The organism is Cellulomonas sp. HD19AZ1, from assembly GCF_004535805.1.
Classification (GTDB): domain Bacteria; phylum Actinomycetota; class Actinomycetes; order Actinomycetales; family Cellulomonadaceae; genus Cellulomonas; species Cellulomonas iranensis.
Map to the genome: position 1 here is coordinate 387,449 of NZ_SPHX01000005.1, position 22,453 is coordinate 409,901.

23 protein-coding genes and 1 riboswitch are annotated in these 22,453 nt (G+C 76.1%); of the genes, 10 read left to right on the forward strand and 13 right to left on the reverse strand.

Going from position 1 to position 22,453, the window contains the following annotated elements; translation table 11 throughout:
* The first annotated feature begins 2 nt into the window (after window positions 1-2).
* Together E4A51_RS12830 and E4A51_RS12835 are read left to right on the forward strand one after the other, a co-directional pair.
* Window positions 3-656: a nucleotidyltransferase domain-containing protein gene (locus E4A51_RS12830; protein WP_134851967.1), complete on the forward strand. Its 654-nt coding sequence runs from the start codon at window positions 3-5 to the stop codon at window positions 654-656.
* Between the two features lie 29 nt (window positions 657-685).
* Complete coding sequence (locus E4A51_RS12835) at window positions 686-1,060, forward strand: hypothetical protein (RefSeq protein ID WP_134851968.1); 375 nt, start codon at window positions 686-688, stop codon at window positions 1,058-1,060.
* Window positions 1,061-1,076: 16 nt separating this feature from the next.
* On the opposite strand, the gene E4A51_RS12840 is transcribed toward E4A51_RS12835, so the two are convergent.
* Complete coding sequence (locus E4A51_RS12840; protein WP_134851969.1) at window positions 1,077-2,069, reverse strand: aldo/keto reductase; 993 nt, start codon at window positions 2,067-2,069, stop codon at window positions 1,077-1,079.
* Window positions 2,070-2,102: 33 nt separating this feature from the next.
* On the opposite strand from E4A51_RS12840, the gene E4A51_RS12845 reads away from it, so the two are divergent.
* From E4A51_RS12845 to rocD, 3 genes are all read left to right on the forward strand, one after another.
* Entirely contained in the window at window positions 2,103-2,594 is a 492-nt protein-coding gene (locus tag E4A51_RS12845) for an SRPBCC family protein (RefSeq protein ID WP_134851970.1), read from the forward strand.
* A gap of 201 nt (window positions 2,595-2,795) precedes the next feature.
* Window positions 2,796-3,623, forward strand: a complete 828-nt coding sequence (gene ddaH, locus E4A51_RS12850) for a dimethylargininase (protein WP_046530184.1) — start codon at window positions 2,796-2,798, stop codon at window positions 3,621-3,623.
* Window positions 3,620-4,846, forward strand: a complete 1,227-nt coding sequence (gene rocD, locus E4A51_RS12855; RefSeq protein WP_070318628.1) for an ornithine--oxo-acid transaminase — start codon at window positions 3,620-3,622, stop codon at window positions 4,844-4,846. The genes ddaH and rocD overlap by 4 nt, the downstream gene beginning before the upstream one ends.
* A gap of 55 nt (window positions 4,847-4,901) precedes the next feature.
* Here the strand turns inward: rocD and E4A51_RS12860 are convergent, their stop codons facing one another.
* Together E4A51_RS12860 and E4A51_RS12865 are read right to left on the reverse strand one after the other, a co-directional pair.
* A complete protein-coding gene (locus E4A51_RS12860; protein WP_134851971.1) occupies window positions 4,902-5,354 on the reverse strand; it encodes a GNAT family N-acetyltransferase in 453 nt (150 codons plus the stop codon).
* A 92-nt stretch (window positions 5,355-5,446) separates the two neighbouring features.
* Window positions 5,447-6,643, reverse strand: a complete 1,197-nt coding sequence (locus tag E4A51_RS12865) for a hypothetical protein (protein WP_134851972.1) — start codon at window positions 6,641-6,643, stop codon at window positions 5,447-5,449.
* A gap of 162 nt (window positions 6,644-6,805) precedes the next feature.
* Here E4A51_RS12865 and E4A51_RS12870 point away from each other — a divergent pair, with 162 nt between their 5' ends.
* The gene (locus E4A51_RS12870) at window positions 6,806-7,303 is read left to right on the forward strand and encodes an Lrp/AsnC family transcriptional regulator (RefSeq protein ID WP_226236958.1); all 498 of its coding nucleotides are present in this window, start codon (window positions 6,806-6,808) and stop codon (window positions 7,301-7,303) included.
* A 19-nt stretch (window positions 7,304-7,322) separates the two neighbouring features.
* On the opposite strand, the gene E4A51_RS12875 is transcribed toward E4A51_RS12870, so the two are convergent.
* The 4 genes from E4A51_RS12875 to E4A51_RS12890 form a co-directional block, all read right to left on the reverse strand.
* On the reverse strand, window positions 7,323-8,255 hold the full coding sequence (locus E4A51_RS12875; protein WP_134851974.1) for a universal stress protein: 933 nt from the start codon (window positions 8,253-8,255) through the stop codon (window positions 7,323-7,325).
* 109 nt (window positions 8,256-8,364) lie between these two features.
* The gene (locus tag E4A51_RS12880; RefSeq protein ID WP_052748567.1) at window positions 8,365-8,859 is read right to left on the reverse strand and encodes an HNH endonuclease; all 495 of its coding nucleotides are present in this window, start codon (window positions 8,857-8,859) and stop codon (window positions 8,365-8,367) included.
* A 209-nt stretch (window positions 8,860-9,068) separates the two neighbouring features.
* On the reverse strand, window positions 9,069-9,848 hold the full coding sequence (locus E4A51_RS12885; protein WP_046530179.1) for a C40 family peptidase: 780 nt from the start codon (window positions 9,846-9,848) through the stop codon (window positions 9,069-9,071).
* Between the two features lie 3 nt (window positions 9,849-9,851).
* A riboswitch (cyclic di-AMP (ydaO/yuaA leader) is annotated at window positions 9,852-10,074 on the reverse strand.
* A gap of 283 nt (window positions 10,075-10,357) precedes the next feature.
* Window positions 10,358-11,047: a metal-dependent transcriptional regulator gene (locus E4A51_RS12890; RefSeq protein WP_046530178.1), complete on the reverse strand. Its 690-nt coding sequence runs from the start codon at window positions 11,045-11,047 to the stop codon at window positions 10,358-10,360.
* Window positions 11,048-11,172: 125 nt separating this feature from the next.
* Between E4A51_RS12890 and serC the strand changes: the two genes are divergently transcribed.
* On the forward strand, window positions 11,173-12,315 hold the full coding sequence (gene serC, locus E4A51_RS12895) for a phosphoserine transaminase (protein ID WP_240696471.1): 1,143 nt from the start codon (window positions 11,173-11,175) through the stop codon (window positions 12,313-12,315).
* Between the two features lie 76 nt (window positions 12,316-12,391).
* Here the strand turns inward: serC and E4A51_RS12900 are convergent, their stop codons facing one another.
* The 4 genes from E4A51_RS12900 to E4A51_RS12915 all read right to left on the reverse strand — a co-directional run bounded on the left by E4A51_RS12900 (window position 12,392) and on the right by E4A51_RS12915 (window position 16,944).
* On the reverse strand, window positions 12,392-13,087 hold the full coding sequence (locus tag E4A51_RS12900) for an LPXTG cell wall anchor domain-containing protein (protein ID WP_134851975.1): 696 nt from the start codon (window positions 13,085-13,087) through the stop codon (window positions 12,392-12,394).
* A gap of 137 nt (window positions 13,088-13,224) precedes the next feature.
* Window positions 13,225-15,033, reverse strand: a complete 1,809-nt coding sequence (locus E4A51_RS12905) for a DUF4012 domain-containing protein (RefSeq protein ID WP_134851976.1) — start codon at window positions 15,031-15,033, stop codon at window positions 13,225-13,227.
* Between the two features lie 106 nt (window positions 15,034-15,139).
* Window positions 15,140-16,462 carry an MFS transporter gene (locus tag E4A51_RS12910; RefSeq protein ID WP_046530176.1) on the reverse strand — a complete coding sequence of 441 codons (1,323 nt, stop codon included), beginning with the start codon at window positions 16,460-16,462 and terminating at the stop codon, window positions 15,140-15,142.
* A complete protein-coding gene (locus E4A51_RS12915; protein ID WP_370297501.1) occupies window positions 16,459-16,944 on the reverse strand; it encodes a MarR family winged helix-turn-helix transcriptional regulator in 486 nt (161 codons plus the stop codon). The genes E4A51_RS12910 and E4A51_RS12915 overlap by 4 nt, the downstream gene beginning before the upstream one ends.
* Before the next feature lie 102 nt (window positions 16,945-17,046).
* Here E4A51_RS12915 and E4A51_RS12920 point away from each other — a divergent pair, with 102 nt between their 5' ends.
* Together E4A51_RS12920 and E4A51_RS12925 are read left to right on the forward strand one after the other, a co-directional pair.
* The gene (locus tag E4A51_RS12920) at window positions 17,047-18,348 is read left to right on the forward strand and encodes a hypothetical protein (protein WP_134851977.1); all 1,302 of its coding nucleotides are present in this window, start codon (window positions 17,047-17,049) and stop codon (window positions 18,346-18,348) included.
* Window positions 18,335-18,880 (forward strand): CAP domain-containing protein, encoded by a 546-nt coding sequence (locus tag E4A51_RS12925; protein WP_134851978.1) that lies wholly within the window; start codon window positions 18,335-18,337, stop codon window positions 18,878-18,880. The genes E4A51_RS12920 and E4A51_RS12925 overlap by 14 nt, the downstream gene beginning before the upstream one ends.
* A 36-nt stretch (window positions 18,881-18,916) precedes the next feature.
* Here E4A51_RS12925 and E4A51_RS12930 read toward each other — a convergent pair whose 3' ends face one another.
* On the reverse strand, window positions 18,917-20,239 hold the full coding sequence (locus tag E4A51_RS12930) for a UDP-glucose/GDP-mannose dehydrogenase family protein (protein ID WP_046530173.1): 1,323 nt from the start codon (window positions 20,237-20,239) through the stop codon (window positions 18,917-18,919).
* 64 nt (window positions 20,240-20,303) lie between these two features.
* Between E4A51_RS12930 and E4A51_RS12935 the strand changes: the two genes are divergently transcribed.
* Window positions 20,304-20,726: a VanZ family protein gene (locus E4A51_RS12935; RefSeq protein WP_070320616.1), complete on the forward strand. Its 423-nt coding sequence runs from the start codon at window positions 20,304-20,306 to the stop codon at window positions 20,724-20,726.
* 91 nt (window positions 20,727-20,817) lie between these two features.
* Here E4A51_RS12935 and E4A51_RS12940 read toward each other — a convergent pair whose 3' ends face one another.
* Entirely contained in the window at window positions 20,818-22,299 is a 1,482-nt protein-coding gene (locus tag E4A51_RS12940) for an NCS2 family permease (RefSeq protein WP_046530171.1), read from the reverse strand.
* Window positions 22,300-22,453: the final 154 nt, after the last annotated feature.

Sequence of the window (22,453 nt, forward strand, 5' to 3'; positions counted from 1 at the left end):
CCATGGACTGGCCCTACCCCGAACGGGTGTTCGGCCCCTCACTGGACCCGACGGTGCTCCGTACGCTCTGGCGCGCGGGCACGCCGCTGACCGGCGCCCAGGTGCACCGGCTGGCGCGCACCGGCTCGGAGCGCGGCGTGCGCTACGCACTCGCCCGGCTCGTCGCCCAGGGCATCGTCACGACGCACGCCGTCGGCGCGTCGAACGTGTACGAGCTCAACGACGCGCACCTGGCGTACCCGGCGGTCGACGCCGCCTTCCGGGCCCTCGACCCCTGGCAGGCGCTGGCACGCCGCGTCGCCGACCTCGTCGCAGAGAGCCACCCTCCGGTCGCCGACGGCGAGACCGGCGAGACCTTGACGCCCCAGGTCACCGTGAGCGTGTTCGGGTCGGTGGCGCGAGGGACCGCGGACGAGAAGTCGGACCTCGACCTGCTCGTCGTCGTCCCCGACGGCACCGGGGGCGACCACCTCGCCGACCGGCTCGAGGTCGAGGGCAGGCGATGGACAGGGCAGGCCGTCCAGGTCTACCTGACGACACCCCGCCGCCTCGCCCTCGCGCGCGACGCGGGCGACCCCCTCGTGGAGTCCCTGCGCGCGGACGCCCGTCGGGTGCTCGGGCCGTCCGTCGACGAGCTGCTCCGCCCCGCCTCGTGACGCCGCGCAAGGAGGACCGCCATCGCGCGATGTCGGCCACGGACGTGCGGATGCGCGCCCGTGTGGCACGCACCTACCTCCAGGTCGCCCAGCTCGCGGTCGAAGAGGACGAGGCGTACAGGCAGGTGGCCGCCGGTCTCGCGGCGCTCGCCGCCATCGCGGCGGCCGACGCGGTCTGCGGGCACCGCTCGGGCGAGCGGTACGCCGGTCAGGACCATGCCCGCGCGGGCGAGCTCCTCGAGCGGACGCAGCCTGACGGCGCTCAGCTCGCCCGCCACTTCCGATCCGTCATCCGGGACAAGTCCGCGGCGCACTACGGCACCGAGTACCTGACGGTCGAGAAGGTACGGACCATGCTGCGCCACGCCGAGCACCTCGTGGAGGCGCTCTCCTCGATCGACTGAAGCGCCGCGGGCGGCGTCACCAGCGTGCGTGCACGTGCTCCCGCACGTCGCGGTCGTACACGTCGGCGAGCGCCGCGAGGGTCTCGTCCGACAGGTCGGGGAACGCGTCGGCAGCCGCGTTGGCCTGCGCCTGCGCGGGCGTGCGTGCGCCGGGGATCACCACCGAGACGCCGGGCTGCTGCACGATCCAGCGCAGCGCGAGCTGCGCGGTCGTCATGCCCGACGGCGTGAGGGCGGCGACCTCGCGCGCGGCGCGGACGCCGACGTCGTAGGGCACGCCCGAGAACGTCTCGCCGACGTCGAACGCCTCGCCGTGGCGGTTGTAGGCGCGGTGGTCGTCGGGCGCGAACTGCGTCTGCTCGTCGTACCTCCCCGACAGCAGGCCGGACGCGAGCGGCACGCGCGCGATGATTCCGACGCCCGCCTCGGCCGCCGCGGGCAGCACCTGCTCGAGCGGCTTGCGGCGGAACACGTTGAGGATGATCTGCACCGACGCGACGTGCGGGCGCGCGATCGCCGCGAGCGCCTCGTCGACGGTCTCGACGGACACGCCGTAGGCGGCCGCGCGGCCGTCCTCGACGACCCGGTCGAGCGCGTCGTACACGTCGTCGCTGCGCAGCACCGCGCTGGGCGGGCAGTGCAGCTGCACGAGGTCGAGCGTGTCGGTGCGCAGGTTGACGCGGCTGCGGTCGGTCCACCGGCAGAACGCGTCGTACGTGTACGCCTCCGCGACGTGCGGGTCGGCGCGGCGGCCCATCTTGGTGGCGACCGTGACCGACCCGGCGAGGTCGGGGCGCGACGCGAGGAACGCGCCGATCGCGCGCTCGGACCGCCCGTCGCCGTACACGTCCGCCGTGTCAAGGAACGTCACGCCCGAGGCGACCGCGGCCTCGAGCACGGCGTGCGCCGTGTCGTCGCCGACCTCGCCCCAGTCGCCGCCGAGCTGCCAGCAGCCCAGCCCGATCACGCCGACCTCACGACCCGTCCGTCCCAGCACCCTGCTCCGCATGCCGACGACCGTACCCCGGTGGAGGATCGACGCATGCCGACGCCCCCTGCTGCCCCCGGTGCCGTCGCGGTCACGCGCGCGCTGCCCGTGCCCGCGGCCGCCGCGTGGACGGCGCTGACCGACGCGCGCCGGCACGCGGCGTGGGTCCCGCTGACGCGCGTGCGCACCGACGGGCCGCCGCGCCTGGGCACCCGCGTGGAGGCGGTGTCGGGGCCCGGAGCGCGCCGCGGGCTGCCGGGGTTCGTGGACCGCATGGTCGTCACGCGGTACGACGCCCCGGGCGCCGACGCGGGCGGCGCGGCGGGTGTCGCGGTGTTCACCAAGCGGGGCCCGGTGCTGCTGGGCGAGGCGACGATCGTCGTGCTGCCGACGGGCCCGGGTGCGTGCCGCGTGACGTGGTCCGAGCGCGTGCCGCTCGCGGGGCCGCTGCCCGCGGCGCTCACGGCGCGCCTGACGGCGCCCGTGCTGGGGCTCATGCTGCGGGTGGTGCTGCACCGCGCGGCGCGCGACCTGCGCGCGGGCTGAGCCTCGCGGCACGCCGACGCGCGGGATCGGTGTTTCGCAGGCGTTTCGACGCAACGGATCGACCCTGCGTGCACCCACAGCGCAACGGATCGCGCCCGCACGCGCAACGTCACCTGTCCAGGAGGACGCCGCGACGCTCGTACCCTCGAAGGGTCGGCCGCCCCCACCCCCGTGGCGGCCCCGTCCCCCTCGAGGAGCCCGATGACCGCGCACGCACCCGGTGCCACGCCCCGCCACTACCTCATGTGCGAGCCGACCCACTACACGGTGTCCTACCGGATCAACCCGTGGATGGACCCGCAGCGCGTGACGGACACCGACCTGGCGGTGCGCCAGTGGCGCACGCTGCGCGACACGTACCTCGAGCTCGGCCACACGGTCGAGACGATCGACCCGATCCCCGGCCTGCCCGACATGGTCTACGCGGCCAACGGCGCCACCGTCGTCGACGGAGTCGTGTACTCGGCACGTTTCCGCTACCCCGAGCGCGCCGCCGAGGGCCCCGCGTACCAGAAGTGGTTCGCGGACCGCGGCTTCGTCACGCACACCGCCGAGCAGGTCAACGAGGGCGAGGGCGACCTGCTGGTCGTCGGCGACCTGATCCTGGCCGGCACCGGGTTCCGGTCCGACCGGGCGTCGCACGCCGAGCTGCAGGAGCTCGTCGGCCGCCCCGTGATCTCGCTCGAGCTCGTCGACGACCGGTACTACCACCTCGACACCGCGCTCGCCGTGCTGTCGTCCGACCCCGCGTCCCCGCAGGTCGCGTACTACCCGCCCGCGTTCTCGGCCGGGTCGCGCGCGGTCCTCGAGCGCCTCTTCCCCGACGCCGTGGTCGCGACCGACGACGACGCCGCGGCGCTCGGCCTCAACGCGGTCTCCGACGGTCTGCACGTCGTCGTGGCACCGCGCGCGACGCACCTCGCGGGCGAGCTGCGCGACCGCGGCTACACCCCGATCCCGGTCGACACGTCCGAGCTGCTCAAGGGCGGCGGCGGCGCGAAGTGCTGCACGCTGGAGATCCGCCGGTGACCACCACGCCCGTCGTCGGGTCGGCCCTGGCGCCCAACTACCACCCGCTGCCCGTCACGCTCGCGACGGGTGAGGGCGCGTGGGTCACCGACACCGACGGTCGCCGCTACCTCGACATGCTCGCGGGGTACTCGGCGCTCAACTTCGGCCACCGGCACCCGGCGCTCGTGGCCGCCGCGCACGCGCAGCTCGACCGGCTCACGCTGACCTCCCGCGCGTTCGACCACGACCTGCTCGAGCCGTTCGCGCAGGCGCTGGCCGGGCTCGTCGGGCCGCTGCTGGCCGGCACGTCGCACCTCGTGCTGCCCATGAACACGGGCGCCGAGGCCGTCGAGACCGCGATCAAGGCGTCCCGCAAGTGGGGCTACGAGGTGCGGGGCGTGCCCGCCGACCGCGCGACGGTCGTCGTCGCCGACGGCAACTTCCACGGCCGCACGACCACGATCGTGTCGTTCTCGTCCGACCCCGACGCGCGCCGCGGGTTCGGTCCGTTCACGCCGGGCTTCGTCACCGTGCCGTACGGCGACGCGGCGGCCCTGGCGCGCGCGATCGACGAGACCACCGTCGCCGTGCTGCTGGAACCCGTGCAGGGCGAGCAGGGCGTGGTCGTGCCGCCGCTGGACTACCTCGCGGCCGTGCGGCGCGCGTGCGACGACGCGGGCGTCCTGCTGGTCGCGGACGAGATCCAGTCGGGCCTCGGCCGCACGGGGTCGACGCTCGCGTGCGAGCGGTTCGACGTGCGGCCCGACCTCGTGACGCTCGGCAAGGCGCTGGGCGGCGGGATCGTGCCCGTGTCGGCGGTGGTCGGCCGCGCCGACGTGCTCGAGGTCCTGACCGCCGGCACGCACGGCTCGACGTTCGGCGGCAACCCGCTCGCGTGCGCGGTCGCGCTCGCCGTGGTCGACCTGCTGACGCCCGGCACGCTGCAGGCCCGCGCCCGCACGCTCGGCGAGCACGTGGGCGACCGCCTCGACCCGCTGGTCGACCGCGGCCTGCTGTCCGACGTGCGGACGATCGGCCTGTGGGCCGGCGTCGACGTCGCACCGTCCGCCCCCGGGGGCCCGGCGAGCGGTCGCGAGCTGTGCGAGCGGCTGCTCGCGCGCGGCGTGCTCGCGAAGGACACGCACGGCGCGACGATCCGCCTCGCGCCGCCGCTCACGGTCGACGTCGCGGACCTCGACACCGCGCTCGACCGCCTCACGGACGCGCTCACGGCGCGCTGAGCCCGCCCGGGTGCGCACCGCGCGCGCCCGGGCGCCGGCCCGCCGCGCGTCCGGCTCAGCCCGCGGCGGTCAGCCGCAGGTGCAGCAACGGGTACGACCGCCCGGCCTCGTCGGTCGCGCTGCGCCCCACCACCGTGAACCCGCGCCGCGCGTAGAACTCGGCGGCGGCCGCGTTCTGCTCGTTGACGTCGACGCGCGTCACTCCCTGCTCGTGCACGACGTGCGCGAGCAGCGCGCCGCCGACGCCCCTGCCCTGCCAGGAAGGGTCCACGAACAGCATCGCGAGCTCGTCGCCGCTCGTGCCGGCGAACCCGACGGGGACGCCGCCGGCCTCGGCGACCGTCAGCCGGACGCCCGGCAGGTACGCGGGCACGAGCTGCGACTCGATCTCGTCGAGGTCGGCGGGCGCCACGAAGTCGTGCGTCGCGTCGACCGCGCGCCGCCAGACGCGCGCCAGGGCCGCGTGCTCGGCGGGCCCGGCGCACGGGCGGACGGTCGCTGCGAGCACGGCGTTCTCCTCGCGTGGGCGGCGGGTGGGCGGGCGCCATCCTGCCACCCGCCCCGGCCGACCCCCGTCGCACGACCCGCCGCGCGGCCCCGTCAGCCGAACGTGATCGACGTGTACATCCACCCGTCGTGCATGACGACGCCGACGTACGCGGTCGAGTACGCGCCGAGCATCTGCGCGTTGTGGCCGCTCGAGTTGGCGTAGGCCCGGATCATGCGGGTCGCGTCGCCGGGGCTCACGCGCCCGACGATCTCGGGCCGGGCCTTCGCCGACCCCGCGCGCGTACCCGAGTGCCAGATGCTGTCGGACGCCGCCATCTGCATCGCATGCTCGACGCGCGCCCCCGACCGCACGATGCTCAGCTCGCCGAGCCCGTTGGCGACGCGGTGCGCGTTGAGCGCCGCTCCCACGGCCCCCGCGGAGCCCTCGGAACCGGCCACGGGCAGTCCCGCAGCGGCGGGCGCGGCGGGTGCGGCCGCGGCGGCGCCGCCGCTGCGGGCGGGAGCGGGCGCGCGACGCGTGGTCGCGGCCTTCGGCGCGCGCGCGGCGGCCGCCTGCGCGGCGGCGGCACGTGCCGCCTCCTCGGCCGCGACGCGCGCGTCCTCGGCGGCCTGCCACGCGGCCTGCGCGTCGACGACGCCCTTCTCGGGCGCCGCGAGACCGGCCGTCACGGTCCGGAGCGTCGTGAGCGAGACGGCCGGTGCACCCACCGCCCCGGACGTCGCGTCGATCGCCTGCTGGAGCGCGCCGCGCGGTCCGTCGCCCGCCTGCGGTGCGGACGCGAGCGTCGCCGACGCGTGCTCGACCGCCGCACGCGCCTGGTCACCGGCCGCCGCGCGCTGCACCGTCGCGACCGCGGCACCCGCCACGACGCCGTCGACGCGGGCGGCCGCGAGCTCGTCGCCCACGCCCGCGCGCACGGCGTCGACGCGGGCCTGCGCGGCACGGGCCGCGTCCGCGCGCGCCGCACGCTCCTGCTGCACGGCCCACACGCCGCCCGCGGAGACCAGGACGGCCGCGGCGGTGAGCAGCGCGACGACCTGGCGCCGGTGCGACGGGTACGCGGGCGACGCGGCGTCCGTGGCCGGGGGCTCGCCGGGGTCGCCGTTCGCGGGCGTGCGCTGCTGCGGCACACCGGACGCGGGGACGACCGGGACGGGGCCCGACAGCACGTGCCCCGCCTGGGTGGGGATCAGGGGGACCGCGCGTGCAGGTGCCTCGACGGGCGCCGCGGCACCCCCCGCGGGTCGGCCGTCGCGGCCTGCCCCGGTGCCCTGCCGTTCGCTCATGGTCTCCCCCACGTCGTCGCGCCTGCTGGACGCATCGGCACGTGCAGCCTCCGACGTGAGGCTGCGTGTCGCAATCGGTGGCACATATGGCCAGATGTCCTGCACATCCGTGCATTTGCGGCGATCAGGGCGCGGTCGTCTCGATGGACCACGATGGGTGCCGTGGACCCCGACCGGCTCGACTCCCTCGACCGCGCCATCCTGCGCGCGCTCGCACGCGACGCCCGCGCGACGTTCGCCCAGGTCGGGGCGGAGGTCTCGCTCTCGGCACCCGCCGTCAAACGACGCGTCGACCGGCTGCGCGAGCGCGGCGTGATCCGCGGCTGGACCGTGCAGCTCGACCCCGCCGCGCTGGGCTGGCACACCGAGGCGTTCGTCGAGATCTTCTGCCAGGGCTCCACGAGCCCCGCGACCATGCGCACGGCCGTCGAGCGCTACCCCGAGGTCGTCACCGCGTCGACCGTGACGGGCGACGTCGACCTCGTCGTGCAGGTCCGCGCACGGGACATGCGGCACCTCGAGGAGGTCGTCGAGCGGCTCGCCGCCGAGCCGTTCGTGGCGCGCACCCGCTCGACGGTCGTCCTGTCGGCACTCGTGCGCCGACCCGACGCCGTGCCCGCGACCGCGGTCGCCGCGCCGGACGCGCCCCGGGACGCCTGACCCCGGACCGCGCTCGACCTCAGCCCGCGGCCGGGTCCTCGCAGCGCGTCGTCACGACCATCACCGGGCACCGCGCGTGGTGCAGCACGGCCTGGCTCGTCGAGCCCAGCAGCAGCCCGGCGAACCCGCCCCGACCGCGCGACCCCACAACGATGAGGTCGGTGGCCTCCGAGAACTCCGTGAGCAGCTCCGCGCCCGTGCCGTCCAGCACGCGCCGCTGCACCACGACGCCCGGGTGCCCGGCCAGCGCGCGGTCGACGACCACGTCGAGGCCCTCCTGCGCGTCGCTCAGGACCTGCTCGTGGTCGACCGCCGACGGGAGCCACGCGAGCGCACCCGCCATCGACGCGATCGGCACGCCCGACACCGCGAACAGCTCGGCACCCCACGCGGCTGCCTCGCGGATCGCCGCGCGCAGCGCCGCCTCGGCGGGCGCCGACCCGTCGACGCCCACGACGATGCGGCGCACGGGACGCAGCAGCGGGACCTCCCCGTCGGGCAGCGGGTGCCCGTCGTCGCCCCGCAGCGGGACGACGACCGTCGGGCACCAGCCGTGCGCCGGCAGCGCCGACGACACGGTGCCCAGCAGCCGGTCGGCGAAGCCGCCGCGGCCCCGCGTGCCGACGACCGCGAGCTCGACGCGTCGCGACTCCTCGACCAGCGCCGCCGCCGCGTCGCCCGTGACGACACGCCCCTGCACGGGGACCCCCGGCGAGCCGAGGTGCCCCAGCGCCTCGTCGAGCACGGCCTGCGCACCCGCGCGGATGGTGTCGTCGTCGAGCGCGGCGTAGCCCCCGTCGAGGGACGCGGCGGTGAACGACGGCAACGAGTAGGCGACGAGCACGCGCAGCCCCAGTCCGCGGGTCCGCGCCTCGGCGGCGGCCCAGTCGAGCGCGTGCAGGCTCGCCGTGGACCCGTCGACCCCCACGAGGATCTCGTGCTCGCGCGTCATGTCGCCCTCCTGCGTCGCGTGCGGCGCCCCGGTGCGCCCGATGGTCCGGCCCTGCCATCGTGGCACAGGGCGCGGCGCCCGACGGCACCGGGTCCGCGCGGGTCGCGCGTCAGGCGACGAGGTACGGCGACCACGCCGGCTCGGGCCGCCCGGCGGCGCCGCCGACCGTGACGGACCAGCGCGGGGCGCGCGGCAGGAAGGGCAGCTCCCAGCCGAGCTCGTGCAGCGTGCGGTCGGCCTTGCGGTGGTTGCAGCGCCGGCACGCCGCGACGACGTTGGTCCACTCGTGCCGGCCGCCGCGCGACCGCGGGTGCACGTGGTCCACGGTGTCGGCGCCGCCCCCGCAGTACGCGCAGCGGTGGTCGTCGCGCTGCAGGACCGTGCGCCGCGTCGGCGGCACGGGACGCCGCGTGGGCACGCGCACGTACCGCGTGAGCACCAGCACGACGGGCGCGGGCATCTGCACGCGCGCGGAGTGCAGCACGTGACCGTCGGACTCCAGGACGGTCGCCTTGCCGGTCATGACGAGCACCACCGCGCGGTGCAGCGTGACGATGCAGAGCGGTTCGCCGCTCGCGTTGAGCAGCAGCGTCCGCGCGGGCACGTCCGCGCGCGCGTCGGTGCGGGGGGCCTGGTCGGCGGCGGTCGTCAGCACGGTGCACTCCCGGTGGTCGGACCGGCTGGCTGCCGGCCGTGGGCGAGGAACAGCGTGAATGCCGGACCAGCGTACGCGCACGTCCTTTGCGGCCCGGGAGAACGCGACGAGGCCCCGACGACGTGGACGTCGTCGGGGCCTCGCGGCATCGGACCGGCTCAGCCGATCCGGATGAACGTGGGGTTGCTCTGCCAGATCGACCGGAACTGGATCGTCTTGCCCGGTCGAGGGGCGTCGATCATCTGGTTGCCACCGGCGTAGATGCCGATGTGGCCGGGGCTCCAGATCAGGTCGCCCGGCTGGGCGTCGGCGCGGGAGACGACCTGGCCGGCGTTGCGCTGGGCGGACGAGGTCCGCGGCAGCGAGATGCCGAGCTGGGCGTACACGTACGACGTGAAGCCCGAGCAGTCGAACCCGTCGGGCGTCGAGCCGCCCGAGACGTACGGGACGCCGACGTAGCGCGCCGCGACCTCGAGCACCGCGTTGCCGGAGACCGACTGCGGGATCGGGTTGTTGGTCGCCTGCGTCTGCGCCGCGGGGGTCGCGGCCGCACGCTCGGCCGTGCGGGACGCCGTCCGCGTGCGGACCGGCTCCGGCGGCGGCGGCGGGGCCGGCTTCTCGGCCGTGACGGCCGGTGCGTCGACCGTGAACACGGCCTCGGCGGGCGACGCGACCACGGGGGACGTGTTGAGGACCGCACGCGCGGAGGCCGTGAGGGCGGCCGTGTCGACGGCGGCGAGCGCGGGGGCGGCGACGTGGTCCGCGGCGGTCGCGGGGACCGCGACCATCGAGACCATGAGACCCGACGAGGCCGCGACGACGGCGGTGCGCCGACCGACGGTCCCCATCTGCTCCGACGCGGCGGAGGCCAGCTCGGTGAGCGGCGTCGAAGGACGACGCGCGGCGCGGTGTCGCGCCCGGGTGGTGCTTTCGGACAACGTGGTGCCTCTCCTGGCGCCTACGAGGTGAGCTGTCGGGTTCGGGTGGGAGATCACCCGGCCGGTCGTCCGCCACGGCCACCCGCACCTTCGTGCGTGCTGCCGTACCGTCCGCCCGGCTTCACCCCAAGGGCACCGTCACCGGTACCCGCAAAGTGGTTCCCCCGCCCCTGCCGGCGAGTCGTACGGACCTGCGAGCGGCGGCAGGGTTCGGCGTTCCGCTCGAGGGCTCCACGGAGGAGGGTTCCGAGAAGCAGGACGAACGTACATGACCCCCGGCGCGATTGTCACGCTCTGGTCACGAAGATCTCGGGGAGGTCATGGACCGACGTCCGACACGCCGCGCGACACGCCAGGCCAACCTTCGAGTCGTCGACACCTGACGCGCGCACGTCGACGGCGGCACGACGGCACGACGAGGGCGGCCCCGCACCGGTCCGGTGCGGGGCCGCCCTCGTGGGTCCCGACGGGTCGACGACCTGCGCGACGGGCACGGCCCGCGCGCGGGCTCAGACCCCGACGAAGATGTGGCGCGCGACGTCCTCGGGCAGGTCCAGGACCGTGCCGGAGCCCGCGACGCCGACCGTCACGACGCCCGCCACGCGCTCGACCGTGATGTGCGCACCCGGCTGCACGCCCGCCTCGGCGAGCCGCGCGAGCAGCTCGACGTCGACCTGCAGCGGCTCGGCGATGCGCGCGACGACCGCGGTGCCGCCGGCGGCGGCCCGCTCGCCGGTGAGCGGCACGACGCCGTCGAGGAACCGCACCTCGGTGCGCGCCTCCCCGATCTCGTCGAGCCCGGGGATCGGGTTGCCGTACGGGTCGAAGTGCGGGTGGTCGAGCAGCGCCACGAGCCGCTGCTCGACGCGCTCGCTCATGACGTGCTCCCAGCGGCACGCCTCCTCGTGGACGTGGGGCCAGTCCAGGCCGATGACGTCGGTGAGGAGCCGCTCGGCGAGACGGTGCTTCCGCATGACCCGCACGGCCTTCGACTGGCCGTCGGGCGTGAGCTCCAGGTGCCGGTCCCCCGTGACGACCACGAGGCCGTCGCGCTCCATGCGGGCGACGGTCTGCGAGACCGTCGGGCCGGAGTGCCCGAGCCGCTCGGCGATGCGCGCACGCAGCGGGGTGATGCCTTCCTCGGTGAGCTCGTAGATCGTCTTGAGATACATCTCGGTCGTGTCGATCAGGTCGCTCACCGCTCGGCCTCCCACGTCGCGTGCCACGGCCCGTGCTGCGGGACCGCCTCAGGTGCCCAGGGTAGTCGGACCCGCCCACGTGAACGGGCTGCGGGCCGCAGGTCGGGCGTCGTTATCCTCGCCTCGTGCCCGCCGCCGACGCCCTCGCCCGTGTGACGATCCCCGCCGACCTCCTGCCGCGCGACGGCCGGTTCGGGTCCGGCCCCTCGCTCGTGCGCCCCGAGCAGGTCGAGGCGCTGGCCGCGGTCGGGCGCACGGTGCTGGGCACGTCGCACCGGCAGGCCGCCGTGCGGGACGTCGTGGCGCGCGTGCGCTCGGGCCTCGCGACGCTGTTCGACCTGCCCGACGGCTACGAGGTCGTGCTGGGCAACGGCGGCTCGACCGCGTTCTGGGACGTCGCCACGCTGTGCCTCGTGGAGCGCCGCGCCGCGCACGCGCGGTTCGGCGAGTTCGGCGCCAAGTTCGCCGCCGCGACCACGCGCGCGCCGTTCCTCGAGCCGTCGCACGTCGTGTCGGCACCGGCCGGCGAGGTCGCGGTCCCCGCGTTCGTCGACGGCGCCGACACGTACGCCTGGCCGCACAACGAGACGTCGACGGGCGCGATCGCGCCCGTGCGGCGCGTGCCGGGGTCGCGCGAGTCCGGCGCGCTCGTGGTCGTCGACGGCACGTCGTCGGCCGGCGGCACCACGCTCGACGTCGCGCAGACCGACGTCTACTACTTCGCGCCGCAGAAGTCGTTCGCGTCGGACGGCGGGCTGTGGCTCGCGCTCGCGTCGCCCGCGGCCGTCGAGCGCGCCGCCCGCGTCGAGGCGTCGGGCCGCTGGGTGCCCGAGTTCCTGTCCTTCACGACCGCGGTCACCAACTCGCGCGCCGAGCAGACCCTCAACACGCCCGCGGTCGCGACGCTCGTGCTGCTGGCCGAGCAGGTCGAGTGGATGCTCGCGCACGGCGGGCTCGCGTGGGCCGCGGCCCGCACCGCCGAGTCGTCGGGGCACCTGTACGCGTGGGCCGAGAGCCGCGACTGGGCGACGCCGTTCGTCGCCGACCCCGCGCTGCGCTCGCCGGTCGTGGGGACCGTGGACCTCGCGCCCGAGATCGACGCACCGACCGTGACGGCCGTGCTGCGCCGGCACGGCGTGGTGGACATCGAGCCGTACCGCAAGCTCGGCCGCAACCAGCTGCGCGTCGGCATGTACCCCGCGGTCGACCCGCAGGACGTGCGCGCGCTCACGGCGTGCGTCGACCACGTGGTCGCGCAGCTCGTCTGACCCGCCGGCAGGACGACGCGACGGAGCCCGGCACCGCGCGGTGCCGGGCTCCGTCGCGTCAGGCGCGACCCGCGCGTCAGGCGCGGCGACGGCGTGCGACCAGCACCCCGGCCGCCCCGGCCAGCACCAGGCCGGCCCCGACCAGGACGACCGGTCCCGCGGTCGCCCCCGTGGCGGACAGCACCTCGGCACGGACGCGCGGCCCGGCCGCCGACGCGACGTCGCCGCCGGCGACGAGCACGTCGGACCGCTCGGGCGACGTGAGGCAGCTCGCGGAGGACTGCGGGTACGTCGTGACGGCCGACGCGGTCGGGTTGACGTGGAAGTCGACCTGGACCGAGCCGCGCGCCCAGTCGTACTCGTCGCCCTCGACCCAGCGGCCGCCCTCGAGGCGCCAGCCCGGCCAGTCGACCCCGCGCCCCGACGCGTCGGTCACGGCGCCGGGCCACGGCACCGAGCCGGACAGCGGCTGGTCGGCGTAGACGACGTCCGGCCCGCCGGTCGGGTTGACGAACGTGATCGTGACGGTGCGGTGGTCGGTGCCCACGGGGTCCAGCGCGTACTGCAGGCGCGGGACGTCGGCGTCGCACACCGCGCTCAGCGCCGCGACGTCGACCTCGCAGGGCAGCTCGGCCCCGTAGTCGTCGGTGCCGCGCGTGCAGTCGTCGGCCGCGGCGACGTCGCTCGGGGCGGCGGTGGCGACCGTCGGGGCGAGCCCGGTCATGAGCAGGAGAAGGCCTGCGACGGCGCAGACCCGGACGGACGTGCGCATGGCTGCCTCCCGAGACGGGGTGAGAAGAAACGGACAATTCGGGACCATCTTCGCGCGTCGAGAGCCCCTGGCCTACTCCTGGACGGGTGATTCGGACGTCTCGGGCGTCTTTCACCCGTCCGGGCGTGGTCGACCGGTCAGGAGGGGCACCGGAAGGTCGCCGCACCGGGCGACGTCACGGTCGGCGTGGTCCACAGCGTCACGGCCCCGTCGTGCAGCGGCAGGTCGACCGCGAGCTCCTGGGTCGCCCCGGGCGCGAGCCGGGACGCGACCTGCACGACGACGCGACCGTCGGCGCGCGTCACGCGGCCCGTGGCCGGCGCGCCGTCCCGCCGGACCACGAGCGGCTCGCCGTCGCGCCCCGACCACGCCGACACCGACGTCAGGAGCGTCCCGGGCGCGACGCCCTCGCCCGGCGCGCCGACGACGACCGGCAACGCCGACGCGACGGCGCCCGGCGGCTCGAGGTGCAGGCGCACGACCGCCGTCACGGAGGGGTCCGGCCCCACGCAGCGGGCGTCACGGAACGTCACGTCGGCGTCGAGGTAGGCGCCGAGCTTGCCCTGGGTCGCGTCGTCGAGGAAGAGGCCGGGGTCGTCGGCGAACGGGCCCGACGTGAACGCTCCCCCGGCGACCGTCGCCGCCAGGACGCGCTGCTCGTCGGCACGCGCCGACCAGACGCGCAGCCGCCGCTCGTCGACCGCGCGCCGCCCGGCGGCGAGCAGGCGCTGCGGGTCGCCCTGCCCGGCGCCGACCGCCGCCACGACGTTCGACGCGACGTGCGCGAAGTACGCGTCGGAGGCCTCCGCCCCCGGGTGCCGCACGTACGCGTCACGCAGCAGCGCCCGGACGAGGCCGTCGCCCGCGAGCGCGCCGCCGTCGGGGTCGGGCACGGGGCCCGTGGCGTCGACCAGCGCCGCGACGGCGACCGGGTCGGTGCCGAGCACGCCGTCCACCGGGTCGCCCGACACGGTGGCCCAGTGGGCCGCCACGAGCGCCGCGGTGCGCGGGAAGTCGGGGGTCGAGGACGCGTTCTGCACCCACCGGCCCAGCCCGTCGCCCCACAGCGCGCGCTCCTCGTCGGTCAGCGGCAGCACGGGGTCGCGCACGCCGCGCAGGTCGGCCGTGGTGCGGATCGCCACGACGTCGACGGCGCCGTCGGCCACGCGCACCTCGACGACCGCACCCACGATGCCGCCCGCCGCGCGCAGCTCGGCCGGGTTGAGCGCGAGCACCAGGTACGTGCGCGGCCCGTCGGCCCCGAGCATCGCGGGCAGCACGCCCGCCACGCGCGCCGCGGGGCCGACCGCGCGGTCCAGGCGGTCCACGGCGCCCTGCGCCTGCCGCACCGGGCCCGCGAGGGGCCCGACGAGGGCGTCGGGCTCCACGCGGTCGAGCCGCTCGCGCGCCGCGGAGACCGCGCCCGCCGCGTCCGCCACGCGCGTCGCCACCGCGCCGAGCGCCGCCAGGTCGAACCGGCCGTCGGCCCCGCGGGCGCCGCCGTCGAGCAGCACGGCGAGGTCGTCGGCCGCGGGCAGCGCGCCGGCGACGACGTCGTCGAGCGAGGTCGCGACGACGCGCACGGCCGCGAGCTGGTCCCCGAGCCACGGGACGTGCTCGGCGAGCCGCCACACGGGGTCCTCGGCGGCGGCCGCGGCCCGGGACGTCGCGGCGTGCAGGCCCGTGAGGTCCCCGGCGGACGTGAGCGCCGCGGCGTCGAGGTCGACGCCCGCGAGCTGCCGCCGCGCGTCCTGCAGCGCCGTCGCCGCCTGCCACGCGCGGAAGCCGACCCACGCACCGGCGAGCACCACCAGCAGGAGCAGCCCGGCGAGCGCGCGCCGCACGGTCCGCCCCCGGTGCGGGCGCGGGGTCCCGCCCGCCTGCGGCGGCCGGAGCGGAGGGGCGGCCTCGGCGGGCCGGCCCGTCACCGTCGGCGTCACGTCCATGCGTGGATCGTGACACAGCACGCTTTCCGGACATGTCGGGCGTGGCGGCTTTCACCCCGCAGTTCGCCCGGTCGGACCACGGCGCCCCGCGTGCGACGCCGTGGCGTCAGGCGGCGTGCTGCGCGTCCGCGGCGTCCTGCGCGGCCACGCGCTGCGACGCCCGCGCCCGGTCCGCCGGGTGCAGCACCTGCAGGTGCGGCCGTGCGCCCACGCGGTAGCGCACGCGCACGTCCCAGCGCCTGCGCGCCCACCACGCCGCACCGACCGACACGAGGAGCGCCGTGATCGAGCCGATGCCGATCGACCAGCGGGCCCCGAACGTCTCGCCGATCCACCCGACGACCGGCGACCCCACGGGCGTCGCCCCGAGGAACACGATCATGTAGAGCGACATCACCCGGCCGCGCATCGCCGGGTCGGTCGACATCTGGATGCTCGAGTTCGCCGCCGTCATCATCGTGAGCGACGCGAGGCCCACGGGGATGCAGGCGACCGCGAACGACGTGTACGTCGGCATCAGCGCGAGCACGCCCGTCGCGACCCCGAACCCGAACGCCGCGCCGATCACGAGGCGCACGCGCGGGCGGTCGCGCCGGGCCGCGAGCAGCGCACCGGTGAGCGAGCCGATCGCGAGCACCGAGCCGAGCACGCCGTACTCCTGCGCGCCCCGCCCGAACTCGGTGCGCGCCATGAGCGCGCTCGTGAGCTGGAAGTTCAGCCCGAAGGTCGAGACCACGCCGACGACGACCATGATGACGAGGATGTCGGACCGGTTGCGCACGTAGGCGATGCCCTCGCGGATCTGCCCCTTGGCCCGCGGCGCGTGCGGCATCGGGTAGAGCTCGGACCGGCGCATGAGCGCGAGCGAGCCGATGGTCGCGGCGAACGTCGCCGCGTTGATGACGAACACCCAGCCGCTGCCGACGGCCGCGATGAGCAGGCCCGCGAGCCCCGGTCCGATGAGCCGTGCCGCGTTGAAGGACGCGCTGTTGAGGCCGACGGCGTTCGAGAGCCGCGACTGCGGCACGAGCTCGGCGACGAAGGTCTGCCGCACGGGCGCGTCGATCGCCGTCACGACCCCGAGCAGGCCCGCGAACGCGTACACGTGCCACAGCTGCGCGTGCCCGGACAGCACCAGGGCACCGAGGCCCGCCGCGAGCGCGCCCTGCGCGACCTGCGTCAGCACGAGCAGCTTGCGCCGGTCGAACCGGTCGGCGAGCAGCCCCGCCCACGCGGACAGCACGAGCGTCGGCGCGAACTGCAGCGCGGTCGTGATGCCGACGGCGACGCCCGACTCGTCCGAGAGCTCGGTGAGGACGAGCCAGTCCTGCGCGACGCGCTGCATCCAGGTGCCGACGTTCGCCACGAGGGCGCCGGCGAACCAGAAGCGGTAGTTGCGGTACGACAGGGACGAGAACGTGGAGCTCACGACGCGGCGATCCTCCGGAGCAGGTCGGACGCCGCCACGAGGGTCGCGCGCTCGGCCGCCGTCAGCCCGGCGAGGCGGGCGGACAGCCAGGCGTCGCGGCGGCGGCGGGTCTCGGTGACCTCGCCCTCGCCCTGCGGCGTGAGGGACACGACGACCTGGCGGCCGTCGGTGGGGTGCTCGTCCTTGCGCACGAGCCCGCGCTCGACGAGGCAGTTGACGGTGCGGGTCATGGCGGGCGCGGCGATGCGCTCGTGCTCGGCGAGGCGCCCGGGGGTCATGGGGCCCTCGCGCAGGAGGATCGCGAGGACGTTGAACTGAGGGTCGGACAGGCCCGCGTCGCCGCGTTCGCCCTTGAGCCGGCGGGTGGTGCGGCCGAGCGTGACGCGCAGCTCGGTGGCGAGCGCGAGGTCCGGGTGCACGGCCGCGTGGGCGTCGGGAGCGGCGAGCCCGGCGGACTGCGGGGGATCCGGTGCGATGGTCACAGGTCATTACTTTACATCATTACCTGCAGTCACGACCTGCCGTGGACCCGCCTTGCGCCCGCACCCGTCGGTGCGGAACAGTCGGACGATGGGGAGGGAATCGTGACGAAGGGCTCGGACTGGGACGTCGCGAGCGACGCCCTGGCGGTCGAGCGCCTGCTGGCGTCGTCGACCGACCCCGTGACGCACCGCGCCACGCCCGTCTCGCTCGGCTCCGAGTGCGACCGCATCCGCAGCGAGTCCGCCGTGCTCACCGTCGTGGCCCTCGGCTTCGACACGCCCACCACGCGCGCGCTGCCCGGCCGCGCGCGCGGCCTCGACGCCGCCGAGCGGGTCCTGTGCCGCGACCTCGAACGGTGGGCCGACCGCGCGGGGTCGGTCGTCGCGATCGGCGAGGCCGCCGCGGCCGCCCTCGTCGTGTCGACCCCCGAGGACGCCCGCACGCTGCGCGCGCGCCTGCCCGAGCTGCACGCCCAGCTGGACCGGGCCGCCGGCCCCGCCCCGCTCGTCACGACGGCGCAGGGGCCCGCGCGCGACTCGTCCGACGTCGTCGCACGCGCCGTCGAGCGGATGGTCGCACCGCGCGGCTCGCTGCCCGCGCAGGACCCCTGGGCCGACCTGCGCGCGACCCGTCGCCCGCTGTGGGACGCCACGACCGGCGCGCGCTTCGGCACGCAGGTGCGGCTGCACGCCTACGGCGCCGACGGGCCCCACGCCGAACGCGCCGAGGGGCTCCTCGCCGTGACCCGGTCCCCCCGGTTCGCCGACGCCGCCGTCGCGACGAGCGAGGCCGTCGCCCGGGTCGTCGTGCCCGACGTCGACGACGGACCCGTCGTGTGGGACGCGACCGCCGTGCTGTCCGGCACCGGCCCGGCGCGCGGCACGCTCGTCCAGGCGCTCCTCGACCGCTGCCCGCCGGACGTGTGGGTGGGCGTCGCCGCCTGGCTCGCCGACCTCCCCGAGGTCGTCGAGGCCCTGCGCACGCTGCGGGCGCGCGGGCACCGCGTGGTGCTCACCGGGTACGGGGCCGGACGCGAGCCGCTGGTCGCGCTCGACGAGCTGCCCGTCGACGCGCTGCTGCTCGACACGCACCTCGAGCGCGGCGCCCGGCTCGGCGCCGAGGACCACGCGGTGCACGCCGCGGTGCTCGAGCACGCCGCACGCACCGACGTCGTCGCGCTGACCGCCGCCCGCGGCGCGGTCGACCGGCACCGCAGCCCCGCGCCCGCGCGGGCGCCGCGGTGGGCCGACCCGGGCGGCGAGGTGCTGGCGCGGGCCCGCCTGCTGGGCCTGACGCTGCGCGAGACCGCCGTCCTGGTCAACGCGACCCAGGCACCGGCGTCGGGTGCCGCGCGCTGGGACCGCTACGACGTCGCGATGCACTGGGCCCGTGCCTCGTCCTGACGCCGCGCGCGCGCCGCGCCGGTCGCGCCCGGGCCTGGTGGCGACGGGGCTGCTCGTCGGCGCGGCGCTGCTGGGCGGCGGGGCGGTCGCCGCGGCCGCGTTCCGTGACGCGGCGCCGCGCCCCTCCTCGTCGCCGCGCACCGCGTCGTCACCGTGGCCCAGCACGGACCTCGACGCCTACGCGGCGCAGCTGCTCGCGGCCGCGGACGCGGCGCGCACCGCCGCGGGCCTGCCCGCGTGGCAGGCCGCACCGTGCGCGCAGGGCCCGGCCGGCGAGCGCGCCGCCGCCCTCGTCGGGGCCGATCTCGAGCACGCGCCGCTCGGGCCCGTGCTCACGGCGTGCGCACCCCTGGGCACCGCGGCCGAGAACCTCTCGCGCGCGGCCGCTCCCCCGGCCGACGTCGTCGACGCCTGGCTGGGCTCGGCCGGGCACCGCGCCAACGTCGAGGACCCGGCGCTCACGCAGGCCGCCGCCGCGTGCGTGCCCGACGCGGACCAGGTGCTCTGCTCGCTCGTGCTCGTCGGCCCCTGACCCCGCCCGTCGAGGTCGGGGGCCGACGACCGGTCGTCAGGGGCGCCCGAGCGCCCGGTAGGTCCACCCGGCGGCACGCCAGGCCGCGGGGTCCAGCACGTTGCGGCCGTCGACGATCGCGCGCCGCGCGACGAGGCCGCCGAGCTCCGCGGGGTCGAGCGCGCGGTACTCCGCCCACTCGGTGGCGAGCACCACGACGTCCGCCTGCTGCACGGCCTCCTGCGCGGAGGACGCGAACTTGATGTCGGGCCACTTCGCGCGCGCGTTCTCGACGGCCTGCGGGTCCGTCACGGTGACCTGCGCACCCTGCAGCTGCATCTGCGCGGCGACGGACAGCGCCGGCGAGTCGCGGACGTCGTCGCTGTCGGGCTTGAACGCGGCGCCGAGCACCGCGATCCGGCGCCCCACGATCGACCCGGCGCTGACCTCCCGCACGAGGTCGACGACGCGCACGCGGCGGCGCATGTTGATCGCGTCGACCTCGCGCAGGAACGACAGCGCCTGGTCGACGCCGAGCTCACCGGCGCGGGCCATGAACGCGCGGATGTCCTTGGGCAGGCAGCCGCCGCCGAAGCCGAGCCCGGCGTTGAGGAAGCGCCGGCCGATGCGCGCGTCGTAGCCGATCGCGTCGGCCAGACGTGTCACGTCGGCGCCCGTCGCCTCGCACAGCTCGGCCATCGCGTTGATGAACGAGATCTTCGTCGCGAGGAACGAGTTGGCGGCGACCTTGACGAGCTGGGCCGTCGCGTAGTCGGTCACGACGAGGGGTGTGCCCTCGGCCAGCGGCGTCGCGTAGACCTCGTCGAGCAGGGCGCGCGCCGCGTCGCCCTCGGGCGTCGGCACGCCCTCCTCCGACGGCAGGCCGTAGACCAGCCGGTCGGGGTGCAGCGTGTCCTGGACCGCGAAGCCCTCGCGCAGGAACTCGGGGTTCCAGACGAGCGTCACGCCCGTGCCGACGAGGCGGCGGGCGAGGTCCTCGGCGGTGCCGACCGGCACGGTCGACTTGCCCGCGACGACGTCGCCGGGCGCGAGGTGCGGCACGAGCGCCTCGAACGCCGACTCGACGTAGGACAGGTCGGCGCGGAACTCGCCGTGCTGCTGGGGCGTCCCGACGCAGAGGAAGTGCACGCGGGCACCCGCGGCGTCGGCCATGTCGGTGCTGAAGGTCAGGCGCCCGGTGTCGCCGACCTCCGCGAGGAGCTCGGGCAGCCCGGGCTCGTAGAACGGGGCCGTGCCGGCCGCGAGGCGGGCGACCTTCCCGGGATCGACGTCGACCCCGACGACGTCGTGGCCGAGGGACGCCATGCTCGCCGCATGGACCGCCCCGAGGTAACCGCAACCGATGACTGAGATACGCACATCGCCCCCCGATGTCGAGTGTCCTCGTGTGCGAGGGTACCGGGATGAACCGGTCAGACCGCCAGTGACGCCCGTCACACTTCGCGCGCGACGCGTCGTCGTGGTCGCGCTCGTCGCCTACCTCGCGGCCGTGGCCGCGGTGACGCTCTCCCCCGCACCTGCGGACGACGGGACGCTCGGCGCGGTGCGGGCGGCCGTCGCGTGGCTCGCCGCGCACGGCCTGCCCGTCACCTACCTCGGCGTCGAGGCGGCGGCGAACGTCGTGATGTTCGTGCCGTTCGGCGTGCTCGTCGGGCTCCTGGTGGCGCGGCCGTGGGCCGTGGTGCTGCTGGGCGCCGCGACGTCGGCGCTCGTCGAGACCGTGCAGCTCGCGCTGCCGACGCGCGTGTCGACCGTGCAGGACGTCGTGATGAACACCCTCGGGGCGGCCGTCGGGGTCGCGGCGCTCGCGCTCGCCGCCCGGGCGCGGGCGCGCCGGGGCGCGTGACGGCCCGCCCGCACGGACGACGACGGGCCGGGACCCCGCGCGGTGCGCGGCGCCCCGGCCCGTCGGGCCGTGCGGGGGTGGGTGGGACCCGTCAGAGGCCGAGCGCCTGCTGGATCGGCCCGAGCGCGAAGTAGACGACGAACGCCGCCGCCGCACCCCACATGAGCGGGTGGACCGTGCGGGCCCGGCCGAGCGCGACCTTGACCACCACGTACGCGATGAAGCCCGCGCCGATGCCCACCGAGATCGAGTAGGTGAAGGGCATGAGGGCGAGCGTGAGGAACGCCGGGATCGCGACCTCGGGCGACTTCCAGTCGAGGTCGGCGACCTGCGACACCATGAGGAACCCGACGACCACGAGGACCGGCGCGGCCGCCTCCGACGGGACCATCGCGACGAGCGGCGACAGGAACGTCGCGAGCAGGAACGCGACACCCGTCACCACCGACGCCAGACCCGTGCGGGCGCCCTCGGCGACGCCCGACGTGGACTCGACGTAGGCGGTGTTCGACGACACCGAGCCCATGCCGCCGGCGACGGCGGCGAGCGAGTCGACCACGAGGATCTGCTTCGACCGCGGCGGGGTGCCCTCGGCGTCGAGCAGCTTCGCCTCCTGGCCGACGGCGACCATCGTGCCCATCGTGTCGAAGAAGTCGGCCAGCAGGATCGAGAAGACCAGGACGACGACCGCGAGGACGCCGATCTTGCCGACGGCGCCCAGCAGCGAGAACTGGCCCAGCAGCGACAGGTCCGGCACCGCGAACGCGGAGTCCGGCAGCGAGGGCACGTTCTGGTGCCACCCGGTGGGATTGTCGGCACCGGCCGCACCGACCTTCGCCCACGCCTCGACCGCCAGCGCGAGCACCGTGGTCCCGACGACCGCGTACAGCAGGCCGCCTCGCACCTTCTTGACCAGGAGGACGACGGCGGCGACCAGCCCCACCACGAAGACCAGGACCGGCCAGCCGGACAGCGAGCCGCCCGTGCCGAGCTCGAGGGGCGTGCCCTGCCCCTGGTGCACGAAGCCCGCGTTGACGAAGCCGATGAGGGCGATGAACAGGCCGATGCCGACGCCGATCGCGCCCTTGAGGCTGCGCGGCACGGCGCGGAAGACGGCGGTGCGGAAGCCCGTGAGCACGAGGGCGAGGATGACCAGGCCCTCGAGGACGACGACGCCCATCGCGTCCGCCCAGGTCATGCCGGGCAGCTGCGCGATCGTGTACGCGACGACCGCGTTCAGGCCCAGGCCGGCCGCGAGCGCGATCGGGAAGTTGGCGACCAGGCCCATCGTGATGGACAGGACGCCGGCGATCAGCGCCGTGGCGGCCGCGATCATCGCGAGGTTCGGGGAGTCCCCGCCACCGAGGAACTGACCGGTGCTGTCCGGCAGGGTCCCGATGATGAGCGGGTTGAGCACGATGATGTAGCTCATCGTGAAGAAGGTGACGAGACCGCCGCGGATCTCGTTGCCGATGGTCGAGCCGCGCTCGGTGATCTGGAAGAAGCGGTCGATCGCGCCGCGCGGGGCAGCGGGGGCGTCGCCGACCTTCTCCTCGGGGGGAGTAGTGGCCATGGCGCGCAGTGTGGCAGAGCACAGGTCCTCCACACATGGGACGTCCAGGCACTGACCTCCGCGCGCGCCCGCGCGCCGGACGCGCGCCCGCCGCCCGTCGCCCGCAGGACGTGCGTCCAGAAACGCAGCAGGACGCACGTCCACATTCTTGCAG